The organism is Sphingobium limneticum (assembly GCF_008710165.1).
Classification (GTDB): domain Bacteria; phylum Pseudomonadota; class Alphaproteobacteria; order Sphingomonadales; family Sphingomonadaceae; genus Sphingobium; species Sphingobium limneticum.
Genome location: NZ_VYQA01000020.1, coordinates 1 through 17,900 on the forward strand (window position 1 = coordinate 1; position 17,900 = coordinate 17,900).

Genomic DNA, 17,900 nt, shown 5'->3' on the forward strand with positions numbered 1-17,900 from the left:
CTGGATCCTGTGTTTGCTATGGCAGGGAGCGATCCCGTTGACGGTGGAAGCCATCTGGCTCAGAATGCATGCCTCGCCGCTCAATGCCGGCGCATAGAGATCTGTTGACCAAATCTCGCTTTCCTTCGTGACCCAGGACGTTATCGGACCGTATATGTGCCGGTGGCCCGCGCGAGATGAACAGGTCGGCGAGCGCTGCCAGAACATCCTCATGCTTGAGCTGCCGCGCGACGATGAGCGCCAGGCACTCCCTGCTGACCTCGTCGATGATCGTCAAAATGCGGAACTTGCGCCCGTCATGCGTGCGCCCTTCGACGAAGTCGTAGGCCCATACATGACCTGGATATTCGGGCCGCAGGCGGATGCAGGATCCGTCGTTGAGCCACAGGCGTCCACGCTTTGGCTGGCGCAGCGGAACCTTCAGTCCCTCGCGTCGCCATATCCGCTCGACCCGTTTATGGTTCACCGTCCACCCCGCATGGCACAGCAGCGCCGTCACCCGGCGGTAGCCGTAGCGCCCATATTGCTTTGCCAATGCGATGATGTCCTCCGTTAGCGCCTGTTCGTCATCCGCCCCGCGCGGCACTTTACGCTGCGTCGATCGATGCTGCCTCAGCACCCGGCAGATCCGTCGTTCGGACATCGGGACCGGAAGCTCTCGTCGTACATGATCGATGCAGCGTCGCCGTCGCGCGGGGCTCAGAAGTTTCCCTTTGCAGCCTCCTGCAGAATCAGTTTGTCCAACGTCAGGTCCGAGATCGCCCGGCGAAGCCGCTGGTTCTCTTTCTCCAGATCCTTCATCCGCCGCGCCTGGTCAGTCTTTAGGCCGCCATACTCCTTGCGCCAGCGATAGTAAGTCTGTTCGCTGACTGCGATCCGGCGACACGCCTCCGCCGTCGAGGCCCCCTGGGCCAGCACGATCTCAACTTCACGCAGCTTCCCGATAATCTCTTCCGGCTTGTGCTTCTTGCTTGGCATTCGTCATCCCTTTCGTGGTCCAGACTATCATAGTCTCTGGGCCACTCAGTGGGGGCAGATCAAGTTTGCCCCCCATCAAACACCGTCATTCGCTTTATGGGTTCACGACCTAGCACTACTTTGGCAGAAGTGAGATTGACGCGCTCGAGAGAGCGCCTCTGCAATGAGGGCATTGGCCTGGCGGTGGGCGCGAGAGGCGGTCAAGGATGGCTTGGCGGACTGCCGGCAGGCTGGGCTGAGGTGGTGGCCCAGAGACTCTTTTTTTTCCGTCCCGCTTGAGCGAGCCTGCGGGCCTGAAGGAAGGCATAGGCCATCATTGTCATCAAACAGTGGCGATGCAGCCCGGTCCAGGAGCGACCCTCGAAGTGGTCGAGGCCGAGTTCTCCCTTGAGTTGCTGATGCGCCTGCTCGCAGATCCAGCGCGCCTTGATCACCCCCGCCAGGTCCCTCATCGAGGTATCGGCCGGTAGGTTCGAGAGGTAGTATTTTCGCTCGCCAGTCGAACGATGCTCGCCAACCAGCCATGCTTCTTCGCCGGGCATGTGTTGAGCTCCAGCTGCGCCGATCCGCTGTGGCGCACCATCGGCGATGCGTACACGCACGGCGGCAAAGCGCGCTGACAGGCGCCCCTTCGTTCCCCGGCGCCAGCTGACCTGACGCCACTTTACGTCTTCGAGCATGGCGTGCGCGGCCCGGGATTTGACGTCCGGCACGTGCCGCACACGCGGACGCCCGCGGTTCGCCACCGGGAAGATCAGTTGCACGTCGGCAGGATAGACCTTCTGGTGCCGGGGGATGCCGAAGGCCCAGCAAAGATCCCGTGCGCTCAATGCCTGCCGGAACGAGGCGGATAGGCCATATCCCGCATCGGCCAGAACGCAGCCGAAGCGGGCCCCAGCGGCGATGAAGCGGTCGATCTCCTCAATGGCGATCTCGGGCTTCGTGCGATAGGTCTGGAGAAGATCCGGCACACCAGCCTTGGCCATCCGCACCGCATCGCTCGTCCAGCTTTCCGGCAGGAAAAGCCGTAAGCTCAGCATGACCGGCACTTCTCCCGAGGCCAGCGTCACCGATACCAGCGTTTGGCAGTTCGCGTTCTTGCCCAGCGCCGTGGCGTATTGCGGCGCGACACCGACCGACGCCTTGCCTTTCTTCGGCAGCGCGGTGTCGTCGATGATCAGCCAGGCCTTGTCACCGCCGACCAACTCATCTGCCTGTCGCCATAAGGTCGCTTCCAAGGGCGCGCTGTCCCAGATACCTACACCAATGAAATGGTGCAGCCGGTCGTAGCTGACCTCACTCACGCGGGCCGCCATGGGCTGGATGCTCTTGCGATCACCGGGACCGATCAAGCCCGCGATATACGCTGGACACATCCTCCGCCGTGTCTTGTTGCCGAGCCCCTGCAGATACGGTTCCAGCCAGCGCTCAAGATCGCCCTGCCAATCCCCTTCCATCACCAGCCTCCATCAAAGCTGGCTCCCTATGAATCACGCATCTTGCGCTGGGGGAATCCCAAAAATCAGGCTTCTGCCAAAGTAGTGCTAGCTCAAAGCGATCCAGTTTTCAGGTGGGAGAGCAGTTTGATCTGGCACCCAAACCGCAGTCAGCTTGCCAGCTCGATGGAGCCGGGCCAGGCTTACAGCGTCGCGACGGTTGGCCTTTACCCGGTCGCCCGCAAGTTTGGGAATGAGCGATGGCGCCACCACCTCACAATGGTGGCCGAGCTCAAGGATCTGGCGGTATAGATCGTATCCCGTTGGACCAGCCTCGTAGCAGAAATGAAGCTTGGCGCCGCGCTTCGCAAGCTTGCCCACCATCGATGCTACCGACGCCGGCTCCCCTGAGATATCGCCAAAAAACCGTATTTCGCCACTCCGCTCGCCCTCGGCGACCGCGACTGAAATCTTCAATTTTGATGCATCGAGTCCAACGAAAAGCTCGCTATCCTTTCCCATGGTCCGCCCTCGCTTAAGCATGGGGCTAGGTGCCGGCCCATCCGGCGCAATCCCGCATCGTGCTAAATACGGGGGCGGGGCACCTTCGCAGCCCGAACATACGGCCTTTTGGACGGCACAATCGAAAGCGGACGCTCGTCTGACAGTGCGGTGATGGCGCTTACGCATAACATCTGCCAAATGCCATTCAAACGCAGCAAGCATGATGATAAAGGCTTTGTGACGGCCTCAGATATCATGCTCCAAATCATAGTTTGATCGAGGCTGGACCTTCGATCTGGTCTCCTCGAAGTTACTCGAGCGTTTCTGACCCTAGTTGCAGAGTAGCTCCGGCTGCAGCCAGCATGACCGCGCCAGCGAAGGCCATGGTCCAGATCGGTTCGGTCGGGAAGAAATGGCGCATGATCGTGCCCATCACCGTCGCCACCAGCAATTGCGGGATGACGACGAAGGCGTTGAACAGGCCCATATAGATGCCAAGCTTGGTCTGCGGCACGCTGGAGGCGAGCATCGCATAGGGCATGGCAAGGGTCGAGGCCCAGGCGATGCCGATCGCCACTTCCGACAGGAGCAGCGCCTGCGCATCGCGCAGGACCAGGAAGGACAGGAAGCCGAGGGCGCCGAGCGTGAGCGCCAGCGCATGGGTCCGGGCCTGGCCGATGCGACGGGCAAGCGGCTGGAGCAGGAAGGGCGCGGCGAAGGCGGCAACGCCATTATAGGTGGCGAAGAGGATGCCGACCCAATTGCCCCCTTCATTATAGGCGGCGCTGGTCGGGTCGGCCGATCCGAACATATATTGGGCGACCACCGGCGTAGTGTAGATCCACATGATGAAGAGCGCCGACCAGGTGAAGAACTGGACCAGCGCCAGCTTCTTCATCACCGCCGGCATGGTCGCGAAATTGCCGACCACATGGCTGAGCAAATTATCGGTCCGGCCTTGCGCATGAAGGCCGCGCGCGGCGATGCGGGCAATGCCATAGGCGGCGAGCAGGCCGCCCAGCAGATAGAGTTCCTTTTCCAGCGCCCAGCCCCAGACGGCGGCGATGACGGCGAGGCCGGCGACGATCCAGAGCGGACCACCGGCGGGGACCGGCGGCGCCTCCTTCCGGCTTGCCGCTTCGCTGGCCTGTGCAAAACCGGCCATCTGCTCGGGCGAATATTCGCGGGTGGTGAGCACGGTCCAGAGCACGGCAAGGAATAGCGCGGCGCCGCCGATATAGAAGCTGACCCGTACCGTGTCGGGGATCATGCCGACGGGCGCGACATTGGAGACGCCCATCTGGTCGAGCAGCCAGGGGGTAGAGGAGCCGATCACCGCGCCGGTGCCGATGAAGGCGGTCTGGATCGCATAGCCGGCCATATGCTGTTCCTTCGCCAGCATATCGCCGACAAAGGCCCGGAACGGCTCCATCGAGACGTTGAGCGAGGCGTCGAGAATCCAGAGCATCAGCGCGGCAGCCATCAGGCCTGGCGCATTGGGCATGCCGAACAAAGCGAGCGCCGCGAACAGCGCACCGGCGAAAAAATAGGGCCGGCGCCGGCCGAGGCGGCACCAGGTGCGGTCGCTATAATGGCCTATCACCGGCTGGACCAGCAGGCCGGTCAGCGGCGCGGCGATCCACAGCAAGGCGAGATTGTCGAGATTTTCCCCCAGCGACTGGAAGATGCGCGACATGTTGGCGTTCTGGAGCGCGAAGCCGATCTGGATGCCGAAGAAGCCGAAGCTGATATTCCACAGCCCCCAAAAGCCCTGGCGCGGCCGACCATCGGACGTCGTCGCGCCCGGTTCCAGCCCCATCTCATTCATCCCGGCCATCCCCATCCTTCGCCTTAACTTCGCACATTTCCCGCACATTTTGACATTTAGTTGCGAGCGCCTGATCCTATCGGAAAGTCTGCGTGCATGCGGCCACTAAGCCTATCAAGCGCAGGCGGAATAGGACAGCCGAGGCTTTTGATCGCCCCCTTCCACCCTGCGTCATCCTGACGAAAGTCAGGATCCATTCGGCGCGACATCTGCGAGCGAGCGCTGAATGGATCCCGGATCAAGTCCGGGATGACGGTAGGAACAGAAGAGGCGTCAGCCTTCACCGCTTGCGCTTGCCGCCGCTGGCGACGAAGCGGATCGCCTGGCCGCCGCCGGGCGCAAGATCGATGGCGAGGACGTCGCCCTTCTTCACCTGCTTCTTCTCGATCACGATCGCGTGGCGTGCCTCTGTGCGATAGTCGGCGCCAGGGCCGTCGCGGTAGATTTCGGCGGTGTAGCTGCGGCCGGCATCGAGGAAGTCGAGCGCCACCTTGCTGGAGCGCGCCTGTTCATCGCCGACTGCGCCCAGATACCAGTCGTCGCTGCCCTTCGCCTTGCGCGCGATGGTGACATAGTCGCCAACCTCACCATTCAAGGCGCGGGTGTCGGACCAGTCGGTCGGCACATTCTTGATGAACTGGAAGGGGCCGGGATATTTGGCGTAATTTTCCGGCGTGTCAGCCGCCATCACGACCGGCGAATAAAGGACGACATAGAGGGCGAGCTGCTTGGCGATGGTCGAGTGGATCGTGCTGCCTTCCGAACCCGACAGGCTGAGCACGCCCGGCGTGAAGTCCATCGGGCCGCCCAGCAGCTGGGTGAAGACCAGGTTCGCCTCATGCTCGGGCGGGTTCTTGCCGCCGACCCAGGCATTATATTCCATGCCCCGGCCGCCTTCGCGCGCGACCCAGTTGGGGTAGGTGCGGCGCAGGCCGGTATCCTTGACCGGTTCATGGCTGTCGATGCTGACATGATATTTGGCGGCGGTCTGCACGACGCGCAGATAATGGTTCACCATCCACTGGCCTTCATGCCATTCGCGATGCTTGGCGCCATCGGCGTCGACCCGCTCGATCTGGCCCGCATCGGTGACATAGCCGGTCTTCACCACCTGCTCGCCATGGTCGGCCGCCCATTTGAAGGCGGTGTCGAGCTGGCCGTCATAATGGCTGGCCGATCCGCCGGTTTCATGATGGCCGATCAGGGTGACACCCTTGGACCTGGCATAGGCGGCGAGGCCATCGGCATCGAAGTCCTCGGTCGGCTGCGAGAAATTCATTGCATTGCCGTTGCCGAACCAGTTGCCGTCCCAGCCGACATTCCAGCCCTCGACCAGCACGGCGGGGATGCCACTGGCAGCGGCGAAATCGATATAGCGGCGGACATTGGCGGTGGTGGCGCCATGTTTGGGGCCCTGCGCCCAGCTCCATTCGCCCTTGATCATGTTCCACCAGACGCCGACGAACTTGCCCGGCCTGATCCACGAAACATCGCCGAGCTTGTTGGGCTCGTTCAGGTTCAGGATCATGTGGTTCATGTAGAGGCCGGCGGCATCGTCGGCGACGGCGATGGTGCGCCAGGGGGTGGAGAAGCCGGCGTCGCGCGACACCTTGGGTGCGCCCGCACCCGGCGTCAGATCGGCGCGGAAAGTGTTGCCTTCGGCACGGGCGAGATTCATGCCGGCATAATCGACCAGCGCGGCCTCATGCAGGGCGACATGGGTGCCGTCGGCCAGTTTCACCGTCATCACCGTCTGGGCAGTGCCGACCGCGTCGAGCGGGGTACGATTGTAGAGATATTCCTCGCGGTTCCATTCATAGGCGGGCTTCCACCAGGCCGTGCCGCCTTGCGCGAAGGCGAACTGGGTCAGTTCCTCGGCGATGTTGGCGTGATGGAGATTGGCCTGATCGGGCAGGCTGTAGCGGAAGGCGACGCCCTCATCGAACAGGCGGAAGGTCACGTCCATTTCGCGCTGGAGATCGCCCTTCTCGCGGAAGACCAGCTTGAGCTCATTATGATGGTCGCGGATCGTGCTCCACTCGCCCCAGGGCTGGGTCCAGTTGGTGTCTCTGCTCGCCTGCCTGGCATCGGCCAGCGTCAGGTTGCGCTCGATCTTGGGCGCATCGGTGAACATGAAGCCCAGACGGCTGTCGGCGATCAGCGGATTGCCATTGCGCTGCACGGCATAGCTGGGGCGCCCCTCGCCATCGAGGCTGATGGTGAGGGTGATATGGCCGTCGGGCGAGGCGGCCTTGGCCACCACATCGGCGCGCGCGGCGGTGGGCGCGAGCGCCAGGGCGATGAGGGGAAGAGCGAGCGCGGTCAGTCGCGTCATGGGAACGTCCTTAAACTTGGAAGGCGGCGACGAGGCCGGATGCGGGGGCGAAATTCCAGTCGGCGATGCTGCCGGTCGACAGTTCGACCTGCCAGCGGTCCGCATCGGCCGGGCGCCAGGCGACGGGGCTGGCGCCGAGGTTGAAGACGCAGAGGCGCTGCTGCCCGTCCTGCGTCCGTTCGAAAGCGAGCAGATCGTCCGGCGTATCGAGAAAGGTGATCGTGCCGCCGCGCAGCGCCGGGGTGGCATTGCGCAGGGCCAGCACCTCGCGCGTCCAGTGGAGCAGCGAAGCAGGATCGGCTTCCTGCGCATCGACCGCGAGCGGGCGATGCGCCTCCCCCACCGGCAGCCAGGGCTTGGCATCGGAGAAGCCGAGCCAGGGAGCCGCGCCGATCCAGGGCATGGGCGTGCGGGCGCCGTCGCGCGACAGAGTCAGCGGCCAGTTGGCGATCGCTTCGGGATCCTGCAGATCCTCGAACGCGATATCGACCTGCGGCAGGCCCAGTTCCTCGCCATAATAGAGGAAGATATTGCCGCGCAGGCAGGCCAGCAGCAGCATCTTCATCCGGCAATAGGCATGGGCGTCGATGTCGCCGGCCCAGCGCGAGACGGCCCGCGGCGCGTCATGATTTTCGAACGCCCAGCTGGGCCAGCCAATCCCCTGCTCCGCCGGCCAGCGCGACAGCGCGTCTTTCAGGAACGGCGCGGTCAATTTGGGGGCGTAGAGGAAGTCGAAGCCATAGGCGGTGTTGAGACGATGATCGCCCTGGGTGAAGGCCTTCATCTCCGCATCGCTGTCATCCCCGCCGACTTCGGCGACGGTGAAACGATCGGGATATTCGTCGAACACCGCACGCACCTTTTCCAGGAACAGCGGAATGTCCGGGTGGCTCTGGCTGTAGCGCTTGATCTGGAAATCATAGGGGCGCGTGCGAATGCGGCCATCCTGTAGCGCGGGAGGATTGTCGCGCAGTTGCGGGTCGGGCATCGAATGGTTGATCGCGTCGATACGGAAGCCGTCGACGCCGCGGTCGAGCCAGAAGCGCACGATATCCAGCACCGCCGCCTGCACCTTCCCATTGTGCAGGTTGATCTGCGGCTGCTCCTTCAGGAAATTGTGCATATAATATTGGCCGCGCCGCGCGTCCCAGGTCCAGGCCGGGCCGCCGAACACCGACTGCCAGTTGTTGGGCGGCGTGCCGTCGGGCCTGGCATCGGCCCAGACATACCAGTCGGCATGGTAATTCTGGCGGCTGGAGCGGCTTTCGATGAACCAGGGATGTTCGTCGGAGGTATGGGCCCAGACCTGATCGACGATGATGCGCAGGCCGAGGTCATGGGCGCGGGCGATCAGCGCGTCGAAATCGGCGAGCGTGCCGAAGATCGGATCGACATCGCAATAATCCGACACGTCATAGCCGAAGTCGCGCATCGGGCTCTTGAAGAAGGGCGAGAGCCAGATGGCATCGACGCCGAGCGAGGCGACATAGGGAAGATGGGCGGTGATGCCGGCCAGATCGCCGATGCCGTCGCCATTGGAGTCGGCGAAGCTGCGCGGATAGATCTGGTAGATGGCGGCGCCGCGCCACCAGGGAGCCATATCGGTCAGTGCGTCGGTCATTGCGGATTAGCGCTCCGTACAGCGCAGACGCTGTAGCCAAGGGGAGGAAGGTCGAGGGCGAGGCTGCCGGGCGCCGACGCGCGCGGGGCACAGGCCGCGCCGGCAACGGTGTCGAAAGCGGTGGAGGCTATATCCACCTGGACCTGCGCCCTGATCGGCGCGGTCGATGTGTTGAAGGCGATCAGATATTCCGCGCCCGTGTCGGGATCGAAGCGGGAGACGGCGAACAGGCCCGGTTCGTCGCCGCGCGCGCGGATCGTCTCGCTGCCCCGGCGCAGCGCGGCATGGCCGGTGCGCAGCCGGGCGAGCGCCGCGATCTCGCGATAGAGCGGATGGGCGGGATCGAAGCGCGGTGTGGCGGTGGTGGCATCGCTACCGAGCAGGCGATTGTCGTTATAGCTCGCCACCTGGCTGCCGAACATATCCTCGCGCGCGTCCTGATCGCCACCATCGCCAACGAAACCCTGTTCATCGCCATAATAGATGGTCGGCACGCCGCGCAGCGTCAGCAGCATGACGTTGGCGAGCATCACCCGGCGCAGCACTTCATCCTCGCCCGCCTGCGGGAAGGCGCGGCGGACGAAGGTGGCGAAGCGGCCGGCGTCATGATTGCTGACGAAGGTCGGCAACTGCCGCGCGGTGGCGCCGCCGCCCTGATAGAGGGCGTCGCCAGTCAGCATGCGTTCCCAGGTAGCTGTCGCCGCCTTGCCCGCGACGGTTTCCAGTGCGGCCTGGCGGAAGGCGAAGTCGAGCACGGCGGGAAAGCCGCCTTCGCGGGTGTGCCAGGCAAGCGGGCCGGCATCGACCGTCTCGACATAGACTTCGCCGAAGACATGGAAATTGGGGATGCCGCGCGCCTTGGCCCGCGCCTGCATGGCGGGGACGAATTGCTGCCAGAAATGCGGGTCGACATGGCGGGCGGTGTCGATGCGGAAGCCGTCAATCCCGAAGCGGTCGATCCAGCCGCCGAAAATGTCGATCATGCCGGCGATCACGCGCGGATGTTCGGTCATCAGATCGTCGAGCCCGGCAAAGTCGCCCATGGTCGCGCTCTCGCCCGAATAGGTCGTCTCGCCGCGATTATGATAATAGCGCACATCGTTTAGCCAGGCCGGGTTCTTCACCGCCTGCTCGCCCTTGGGCACGAACGGGGTATAGGCATAGGCGGGGTCGGTGAGCTTGCCGAAATTGGCGGCGCTATGATCGGCGTCGCCGGCAAAGCCCGGATTGATCGCCGGGCCGGCCACGCCGCCGCGGCGCTGATAGGGATAGTCGGCGCGCGAGCGATAGGGACAGGGCTGGTCGGCGCATTCGCGATATTGGATCACGTCGGCCGTATGGTTGGCGATGATGTCCATATAGACTTTCATCCCCCGGCCATGGGCGGCCTTCACCAGTGCGGCAAAATCCGCGTCGGTGCCGAAATGCGGATCGACATGCTCGAAATCGGTGATCCAGTAGCCGTGATAACCGGCGCTTTCCTGCCCCTTGGGACCCTGCACCGGCTTGTTGCGGAAGATCGGCCCGACCCAGATGGCGGTGGCGCCCAGCCCCTGAATATAGTCGAGCCGGCGGATCAGCCCCTTGATGTCGCCGCCATGGTAGAAGCCCTTGGACACAGGATCATAGCCGGTCTGGAGCCGGTCGCCCTTGAGGCCGCCCTTGTCATTGGCGGGGTCGGCATTGTCGAACCGGTCGGGCAGGACGAAATAGATGACTTCATCTTCGGGCAGGCGGGCGCGGAAACCGTCATCCTGTGCCATCGCCGGAGCGGGAAGCGCGCAGAGCCCAGCCAGCAGCATTGCCGTTCGTCCGCGCATGACCTTCATCCCTCCCATTGCCGCTTGTGCCCGATTGCCGCGGCTTGGCCCCTTCTTAGTCGGCGTGGACAGGGCGGGCCAAGGGAGCGGCATACGTATTCAGGCCGGTTTCAAACCCTTCTATTCCCAATGGAGACTCGCTGGCGTAGGGTTGCGCCATGGCCGCCAACGACAAAGTGACATCCTTCGACATCGCCACGCTGGCCGGCGTGTCCCAGCCGACCGTGTCGCGCGCGCTGCGTGGCGACAAGACGGTGAGCGAAGGGACGCGGCTGCGGGTCGAGGCGATCGCCCGGCAGCTCAATTATACGGTGGACAAGAATGCATCCTCGTTGCGGCGGGGCAAGAGCAATACGCTCGCGCTGCTGTTCTTCGAGGATCTGCTGCCCGACGAAAGCTGGATCAACCCCTTCTTCCTGTCGATGTTGGGCCCGATCCTGCAGACCTGCGCCAAGCGCGGCTATGACCTGCTGACCAGTTTCCAGCAGCTGTCGACCGACTGGCATGTCGATTATGAGGATAGCCGCAAGGCCGACGGCATCATCCTGCTGGGCTATGGCGACTATGAAATCTATCGCACCCGGCTGGAGCAATTGGTGGCGCAGGGCACGCATTTCGTGCGCTGGGGATCGGTGGACCAGCATGCGCTGGGGATGACGATCGGCTGCGACAACCGTCGTGGCGGGCGGGATGCGGGCAGACATCTGATCGCGCGCGGATGCAGCCGGATCGCCTTTCTGGGCGACGCATCGAGCCATTATCCCGAATTTCGCGACCGTTATGCCGGCCTGTCCGATGTGCTGCGCGAGGCCGGCCATGCGATCGACCTCGGCCTGCATGTCGATGCACTGTCGACCGAGCAATCGGGTTATGAAGCAGCGAGCCGCCTGATCGCGCGCGGCGTGACATTCGACGCGATCTTTGCCGGGTCGGACCTGATCGCGATCGGCGCGATGCGGGCGCTGGACGAACATGGGCTGTCGGTGCCCGGCGACGTCGCCCTGATCGGCTTTGACGATATCCCCGCCGCCAGCCTGACACGACAGCCGCTGACCACCGTGGCGCAGGACTATCTGCGCGCGGGCGAAGTGCTGGTCGATGCGCTGATCGGCCAGATCGACCGCAAGCCGGTCACGCCAACGCTGCTGGCGCCCCGGCTGATCACGCGGATGACGGCGTAAATCATCTCCCCTCCCTCTCAGGGAGGGGAGGAAGAAGAGCGGCCGAGCCTACTCCCTCTCCCCCCAAAGAAAAACGGACCGCCCTCCCCTCTAAGGGGTGGCGGTCCGGGGAGAGGGATTGCCCGCGTGCAGTCGGGCAATCCGGGGAGGAATTTTAGAACTTATAGGTCAGGCCCAGATAATAATCACGGCCGTAGCGCTGATAGTCGATGACCTGCCGCTTATCGCCATTCTGATAGGTGACGAAGGGCTGATCGGTGAGGTTCTTGCCCTGCAGCAGGATCGACAGGCCGGTGAGTGGCCCCGACTGGAATTCATAGCCGATCTGCGCGTCCAGAATGCCCTCTGCCTTGGCGGTGCGGAAGGTCGGCGCGGCCGAAAGGCCGGCGACTTCGCCCAGGAAGGAGGAGCGATAGCGATAGGAGACGCGCGCCTGGAAACCGCTCTTTTCATAATAAGCGGTGCCGCTGGCGACCCATTTGGAGAGGCCCGGCAGGGTGACGACATCGGTCGGGTTGCTGCCATATTTGACTTCGCTGTGGGTGTAGGAACCGCTGGCGAAGATGCCGAAGCCGTCGAGCGTTTCGCTGAACACCTTGAACGGCAGCGAGACGGTGCCTTCCGCACCCATGATCGTGCCCTTGCCGGTGTTGGCCGGGGCCTTCAGCAGACCGATATAGCTGCCGTCGGCAATGATCTGGTTGCGGATATCGACAGGCAGCGAGGCCAGCACATCCGAGAAATCATAGGCGATATTGTTGTTGGGATCGACGAAGTCGGTCAGATTCTTGAAATAGCCCGCGAGCGAGACATAGCCGCCACCCGAGAAATATTTCTCGATCGACAGGTCGATATTGGTCGACTGATAGGGACGCAGCGCGACGTTGCCGCCGTTCGAGCTGAACGGGCTATATTGCGGGTCGGAGCCGAGGCCCACATTGGCCAGGTTGAAGCTATATTCCTGGTTGATCCGTTCCTGGTCCATGCGCGGACGGACCATGGTCTGGGCCGCGCCCATCTTCACGAAGAAGCCGGGTTCCAGCTCGACCGAGAATTGCGCGCTGGGCAGGAAATTGGTGAAGCTGTCCTTGCCCGAAGCCGGCACGACTGTGACGACGCCGTTGGAGAAGTTGGAGATGGTGCCGGTCGACGCCTGACGGGTGTGGATCACCTGCACGCCGATCGCGCCCTTGAGCGGCTTGCCGCCCAGATCGCCATCCAGCGTCATCTTCGCATAACCGGTGAAGACATCTTCCTTGACGACATTGTCGCGCACCAGCGAGGATGGCCGGTTGTCATACACGGCATCCAGGACATTGTTGTAGAGATAGAGCGGGTCGAGCGTCAGCATCGCCGGCACGCCCAGATAGTCGAGCGAGACATTCTTGCCGAGCAGTGCCTCCTGCGGCACCGGCGCCGAACCGGGCGTGCCATTAGCGATGGTGCAATCCGTGCCGCCGGTGGGGCAGAGGAAATAGCTGGTATAGGCGCTGGTCTTCTTGCGCCGGCTGTAATTGCCGCCGACTTCCCAGTTGCTGAAGATGCTGCCCGAAATATCGCCGACCAAGTTGGCGCGGAACGACTTCATGTCGTCGATGAACTTGGGCCGGTTGAGGAAGCCCGCCTGCACGACGGCGGTGGTGCCGTTGTAGCCCCAGCCATTGGGGTCGGTCAGGCTGATCGCGTTGGTGTCGGTATAGTCGAGCGTCGGCACGATGCTGAACAGGCCGTTCGACTGGCGTTCGACGCGCACCGTGTCGGACACGCCCGACCGCAGATAGCCGGTGCCCGAATAGGTTTCGAGCAGGAAGTCGGTGCGCTTGGCGCGCGACCAGCTGGCATCGACATTGAGCTTGAGCCGATCGTTCAGGCGGATGTCGTTGTTCCAGCCGAGCGAGATAGTGTCGGCCTTGCGCTTGTTATAGTCGTTGCGCTGGACGCCATAGACGTTGGAGAAGGTGGCGCCGGTGACGAAGCCATTTTCGACCGTCACGTCGCTGACGCCGACATTGCTGCCCCAGACGAGCGGGAATTCGATGCCGCGCAGGCGCTGTTCTTCCTCGAAATGCGAGGCGAGGACGTCGAAGGTCGAGTGGAAATTGTCGCTCGGCTGCCATTCCAGCGTGCCGACCATGCCATAGCGCTTGAGCAGGTTCGACTGCACATAGGGCTTGGCGCCGCCGATGATCAGATTGCCGTCGGCATCGGTGGGGTAGCCCCAGGCGTTGAAACGCTCATTCTGCGACGGGGTCTGCGAGGCGGCGAAACCCAGCGACAGGCCCAGCGTGTCGTCGGCGAACTGATCGACATAGGTGGCCGAAGCGCGATAGCCATAGCGTTCGCCATCGGGATTGAGCTTGTCCATGCCGTTCATCTGGCCGCGCAGCGACACGGCGAGGATGCGGTCATTCTTGTCGAGCGGACGCAGCATGCGCAGGTCGACCGTGCCCGAGATGCCGGCGGCGATCAGCGCGGCGTCGGCGCTCTTGTAGACGTTGACGTTCTGGAAGAATTCCGACGGATACTGGTCATATTCGACGCCGCGATTGTCGCCGACGGTGACCTGTTCGCGGCCGTTGAGCAGGGTGGTCGAGAAGTCCGGGCCAAGGCCGCGGATCGACAGGCGCTGGTCGCGACCTTCGAGGCGCTGGGCAGTGACGCCGGGCAGACGGGCGAGCGAGTCCGCGATCGACACGTCGGGCAGCTTGCCAACATCTTCGGCCGAGATGGAATCCACGATCAGGACGGAATCGCGCTTGACCTTCGCGGCTGAGGCGAGCGAGGCCCGGATGCCGGTGACGACGATGTCTTCAGTCAATGATTTTTCAGATGGCGATTCCGTTCCGGCCAGTGCCTGAGCCTGAGCAATTGCTGGAAACGAAAGTGCAGCGCCAGCTAGCAATGTGATGCGAAAAACGGAGCAATGGAAATGACGCATTGCCGGAGCCTCCCCTAACTTTTTGTTTAGTGCGTTGATCTTGCCTACGTTCTTAAGCGCCACGGTAATCCGCCGGTGGCCACCTGCACAGATTTCAACATACGTATTCAACTGCGGCGAACAGGCCTGCTTCCGGCTTGGCTCAATCTTGCGTTTTCAGAGACCGTTTGGAAATGTGTTGATGCGGCGGCTCGGACATGATTCAAATTTGGGATGTGGACCCGAGCGAGCGTGGCCGGATGGCTGGATTTGAGAAACGATCGAAGCGCTACCCGACCGATTTGACGGACGAAGAATGGCTGTTCATTCAGCCGTTTCTGCCGCCCGTAGCCAAGCGCGGACGCAAGCCGTCGACAGACCTGCGTGATGTGCTCGATGCGCTTCGCTATCTGGCACGAACAGGTGGGGGATGGCGTATGTTGCCGAACAACTTCCCACCCTGGCAAACGGTGTATTGGTAGTTTCGTCGCTTCGTGCGCCGGCTCTTGTTCCGTACGATACACGACATCGCACTGATGCTCGACCGCGAACGCGAAAGGCGTGAACAGAGCCCGACAGCCGCCGTCGTGGATAGGCAATCCATCAAGGCACCGGCGGCGCAAAAGCGGGGTTTTAATGCGGGCAAGAAGGTTGTCGGTCGTAATCGGCACATTGCCGTCAATACCGATTGCCGATTGCTCATGGTCAATTTGACCACCGCCGACAATTCCGACAGCGCGGGGCGGGACCGCGATGGCCTCGGGGCGGCTGGCATCAAGGACCGGATCATGCACCGGCGGCACCGCTAGATGCCGAAGCTGCCGCGCTGGCAGGCGCGCCGCAATCTCCTCATCGCCAAACGGCGCGCACCGGTCGAGGCGGTGTTCAGCGCCATGAAGCGCCTCTACGGCGAGGCGCGCGCCAGATGCCTTTCCCTCGCGCGAAACTCCGCCGATTTCTTCGCATTCGCAACCATCTACGACCTCAGACGTACCACGATCCTCGCCTGATGCGCGCGCCGCACTCCACAACACCGCCGCAACCCTCGCCGTCGCACCAACAAAGGCCATGAACCGCCAGCACGCCAGCCTCACTTCCCCGTCCAACCGCGTTTCGAAGAGGAATCCCAAAGGCAGTGCGTCCCGCCTTACGCGCGGTCTCGACATCGACATGGCTGCTGGCAACAATCAGCCCGTTGAGAGCGGCATAGTCTTCGAGCAGCTTGACCTGAGCAGGGATCGAATAGCCTTCCCGCTCCCGATCCCGCGTCGATACCCGGGCGTAGCCGAAGGGCGCCACGGACGGCCAGAGGCCCTGACGGGCTTTCTCGGCCATGCCCTTGGTGGCTTCCTCGGAAAGATTGTCGATATAGCCCTTGACCATCAGCACCTTGATGCCGTGCATGAACTTTTCGGAGGAGCGGCATTCGTCGGAGAGGATAAAATTCTCCTTCACGAAATGCACTTCGATCCCTAGCACTACTTTGGCAGAAGTTTGAAATGCGTGACTGATAGGTTCCCACCGCAGTGTGGGCATTGGTCTGGCGGAGGTCGCGATATTCGGTCAATGATGGCCTGTCGGATGGCGGGCATGCTCGGCTGAGGCGGAGGTCCGGAGACTCTTTTTTTTCCGCCCCGCCTGCGCGAGCCTTCGTGTTTGCAGGAAGGCATAGGCCATCATTGTCATGAGAAGGTGGCGATGCAGCCCTGTCCATGATCGTCCTTCGAAGTGGTCGAGGCCGAGTTCCTCCTTGAGCTGCTGGTGCGCCTGTTCGCAGATCCAGCGCGCCTTGATGGCGCCAGCGACGTCCTTGATCGCGGTGTCGGCGGGAAGGTTGGAGAGATAGTATTTTCGCTCGCCGTTCGAGCGATGCTCACCTACCAGCCAAGCCTCTTCGCCTGGCATATGCTGAGCGCCAGCAGTTCCGATCCGCTGTGGCGCGCCATCGGCGATACGCACACGCATGGCGGCAAAGCGAGCCGTCAGGCGGCCTTTGGTCCCTCGGCGCCAACTGACCTGCCGCCATTTCGCATCTTCGAGCATGGCATGGGCTGCTCGGGATTCGACGTCGGGCACATGCCGAACCCGTGGTCGCCCACGTCCTGCCATCGGGAAGATCAACTGCACGTCGGCGGGATAGACCTTCTGGTGCCGGGGAATACCAACGGCCCAGCGCAAGCCTCGTGCACTTAGCGCCTGCCGAAACGGCGCTGACAAGCCATAGCCGGCGTCGGCCAGGACGCAGCCGAAGCGAACGCCGGCAGCAATGACCCGATCAATCTCCTCGATGGCGATGTCGGGCTTCGTGCGATAGGCTTGGAAATCGTTGGGCACGCCAGCCCTCTCCATCCGGGCCGTGTCGCTGGTCCAGCTTTCCGGCAGGTATAGCCGCAAACCCAGCATGACCGGCACCTCCCCCGAAGCCAAGGTCACTGACACGAGCGTTTGGCAGTTCGCGTTCTTGCCCAGTACCGTAGCATATTGGGGCGCGACCCCGACCGAGGCCTTACCCTTCTTGGGAAGAGCTGTGTCGTCGATGATCAGCCAGGCTTTGTCGCCACCGACCAACTCATCCGCTTGCCGCCACAACGTCGCCTCCAGCGGCGCGCTATCTCAGATCCCGGCACCGATGAAATGATGCAGCCGGTCATAGCTGAGCGCGTCTGCGCGGGCCGCGATGGGTTGGATGCTCTTGCGATCGCCGGGGCCAATCAAGCCGGCGATGTAGGCTGGGCACATCCGACGCCGCGTCTTGTTACCCAACTTCTGCAGATACGGCTCAAGCCAATGCTCGAGATCCCGCCGCCAATCCTCTTCCATCGCCAGCCTCCATCAAAGCTGGCTTCCTATGAATCACGCATTTCCCCTGCAGGGAATCCCAAAAATCACACTTCTGCCAAAGTAGTGCTAGAACCGCGATGAGGGCGGGATAGATCCAGATCTGCGTTGCCATCAGTGCTTTTCTTTAGAGAGGGCGGAGCGGCCCGGCTTGGTATCGCGCGAAGTTCCTCCATCCCGTTCTTCCCGGCCTACCAGATAGAGCAGGCCTGCCCCAACCAGAGCGAACACGGTGGCCATCTTCACGAACTCACTTTGCCCTAACGCAGCCAGCCAGGTGCCACCGACTATGATGAGCAGAAAAGCCGCGCCCCAGCGCGGATGATGAACGCGGGTGGCCAGCCACCAAGCCAGACAGGACAGCGATATCGCGACCAGCAAGCTGCCCAACGTCAGGCCGACAGCCGTGACCAGGATTTGCAACATCGGCATATCTGCCTCC

10 protein-coding genes and 4 pseudogenes are annotated in these 17,900 nt (G+C 62.7%); 3 read left to right on the forward strand and 11 right to left on the reverse strand.

Features of this window, described 5'->3' with window-relative positions:
- Positions 1-139 precede the first annotated feature (139 nt).
- The 7 genes and pseudogenes from F4U95_RS20400 to F4U95_RS20430 form a co-directional block, all read right to left on the reverse strand.
- Positions 140-978, reverse strand: a pseudogene (locus F4U95_RS20400) (IS3 family transposase); the annotation flags it as partial.
- Between the two features lie 200 nt (positions 979-1,178).
- The gene (locus F4U95_RS20405; protein ID WP_120252822.1) at positions 1,179-2,435 is read right to left on the reverse strand and encodes an IS701 family transposase; all 1,257 of its coding nucleotides are present in this window, start codon (positions 2,433-2,435) and stop codon (positions 1,179-1,181) included.
- A 126-nt stretch (positions 2,436-2,561) separates the two neighbouring features.
- Positions 2,562-2,768 (reverse strand): annotated as a pseudogene (locus F4U95_RS25555) (IS110 family transposase); the annotation flags it as partial.
- A 460-nt stretch (positions 2,769-3,228) separates the two neighbouring features.
- Entirely contained in the window at positions 3,229-4,746 is a 1,518-nt protein-coding gene (locus tag F4U95_RS20415) for an MFS transporter (RefSeq protein ID WP_120253509.1), read from the reverse strand.
- Between the two features lie 280 nt (positions 4,747-5,026).
- The gene (locus F4U95_RS20420; protein WP_120252821.1) at positions 5,027-7,081 is read right to left on the reverse strand and encodes a glycoside hydrolase family 97 protein; all 2,055 of its coding nucleotides are present in this window, start codon (positions 7,079-7,081) and stop codon (positions 5,027-5,029) included.
- Between the two features lie 10 nt (positions 7,082-7,091).
- The gene (locus F4U95_RS20425; RefSeq protein ID WP_120252820.1) at positions 7,092-8,702 is read right to left on the reverse strand and encodes an alpha-glucosidase; all 1,611 of its coding nucleotides are present in this window, start codon (positions 8,700-8,702) and stop codon (positions 7,092-7,094) included.
- Complete coding sequence (locus F4U95_RS20430; protein WP_120253508.1) at positions 8,699-10,522, reverse strand: alpha-amylase family glycosyl hydrolase; 1,824 nt, start codon at positions 10,520-10,522, stop codon at positions 8,699-8,701. The genes F4U95_RS20425 and F4U95_RS20430 overlap by 4 nt, the downstream gene beginning before the upstream one ends.
- Before the next feature lie 158 nt (positions 10,523-10,680).
- Here F4U95_RS20430 and F4U95_RS20435 point away from each other — a divergent pair, with 158 nt between their 5' ends.
- Complete coding sequence (locus F4U95_RS20435) at positions 10,681-11,703, forward strand: LacI family DNA-binding transcriptional regulator (RefSeq protein ID WP_120252819.1); 1,023 nt, start codon at positions 10,681-10,683, stop codon at positions 11,701-11,703.
- Between the two features lie 154 nt (positions 11,704-11,857).
- Here F4U95_RS20435 and F4U95_RS20440 read toward each other — a convergent pair whose 3' ends face one another.
- A complete protein-coding gene (locus F4U95_RS20440) occupies positions 11,858-14,641 on the reverse strand; it encodes a TonB-dependent receptor (protein WP_120252818.1) in 2,784 nt (927 codons plus the stop codon).
- 197 nt (positions 14,642-14,838) lie between these two features.
- On the opposite strand from F4U95_RS20440, the pseudogene F4U95_RS25205 reads away from it, so the two are divergent.
- Positions 14,839-15,363: pseudogene (locus tag F4U95_RS25205) on the forward strand (IS5 family transposase); the annotation flags it as partial.
- Between the two features lie 66 nt (positions 15,364-15,429).
- Positions 15,430-15,630: a transposase gene (locus tag F4U95_RS20450; RefSeq protein WP_120252817.1), complete on the forward strand. Its 201-nt coding sequence runs from the start codon at positions 15,430-15,432 to the stop codon at positions 15,628-15,630.
- Here F4U95_RS20450 and F4U95_RS20455 read toward each other — a convergent pair.
- From F4U95_RS20455 to F4U95_RS20465, 3 genes and pseudogenes are all read right to left on the reverse strand, one after another.
- Entirely contained in the window at positions 15,605-16,075 is a 471-nt protein-coding gene (locus F4U95_RS20455; RefSeq protein ID WP_211364662.1) for a recombinase family protein, read from the reverse strand. The two genes, F4U95_RS20450 and F4U95_RS20455, sit on opposite strands and share 26 nt — an antisense overlap.
- Positions 16,076-16,183: 108 nt before the next feature.
- Positions 16,184-17,440: pseudogene (locus F4U95_RS20460) on the reverse strand (IS701 family transposase).
- A 132-nt stretch (positions 17,441-17,572) separates the two neighbouring features.
- Entirely contained in the window at positions 17,573-17,890 is a 318-nt protein-coding gene (locus tag F4U95_RS20465) for a hypothetical protein (protein WP_232016620.1), read from the reverse strand.
- Positions 17,891-17,900 lie beyond the last annotated feature (10 nt).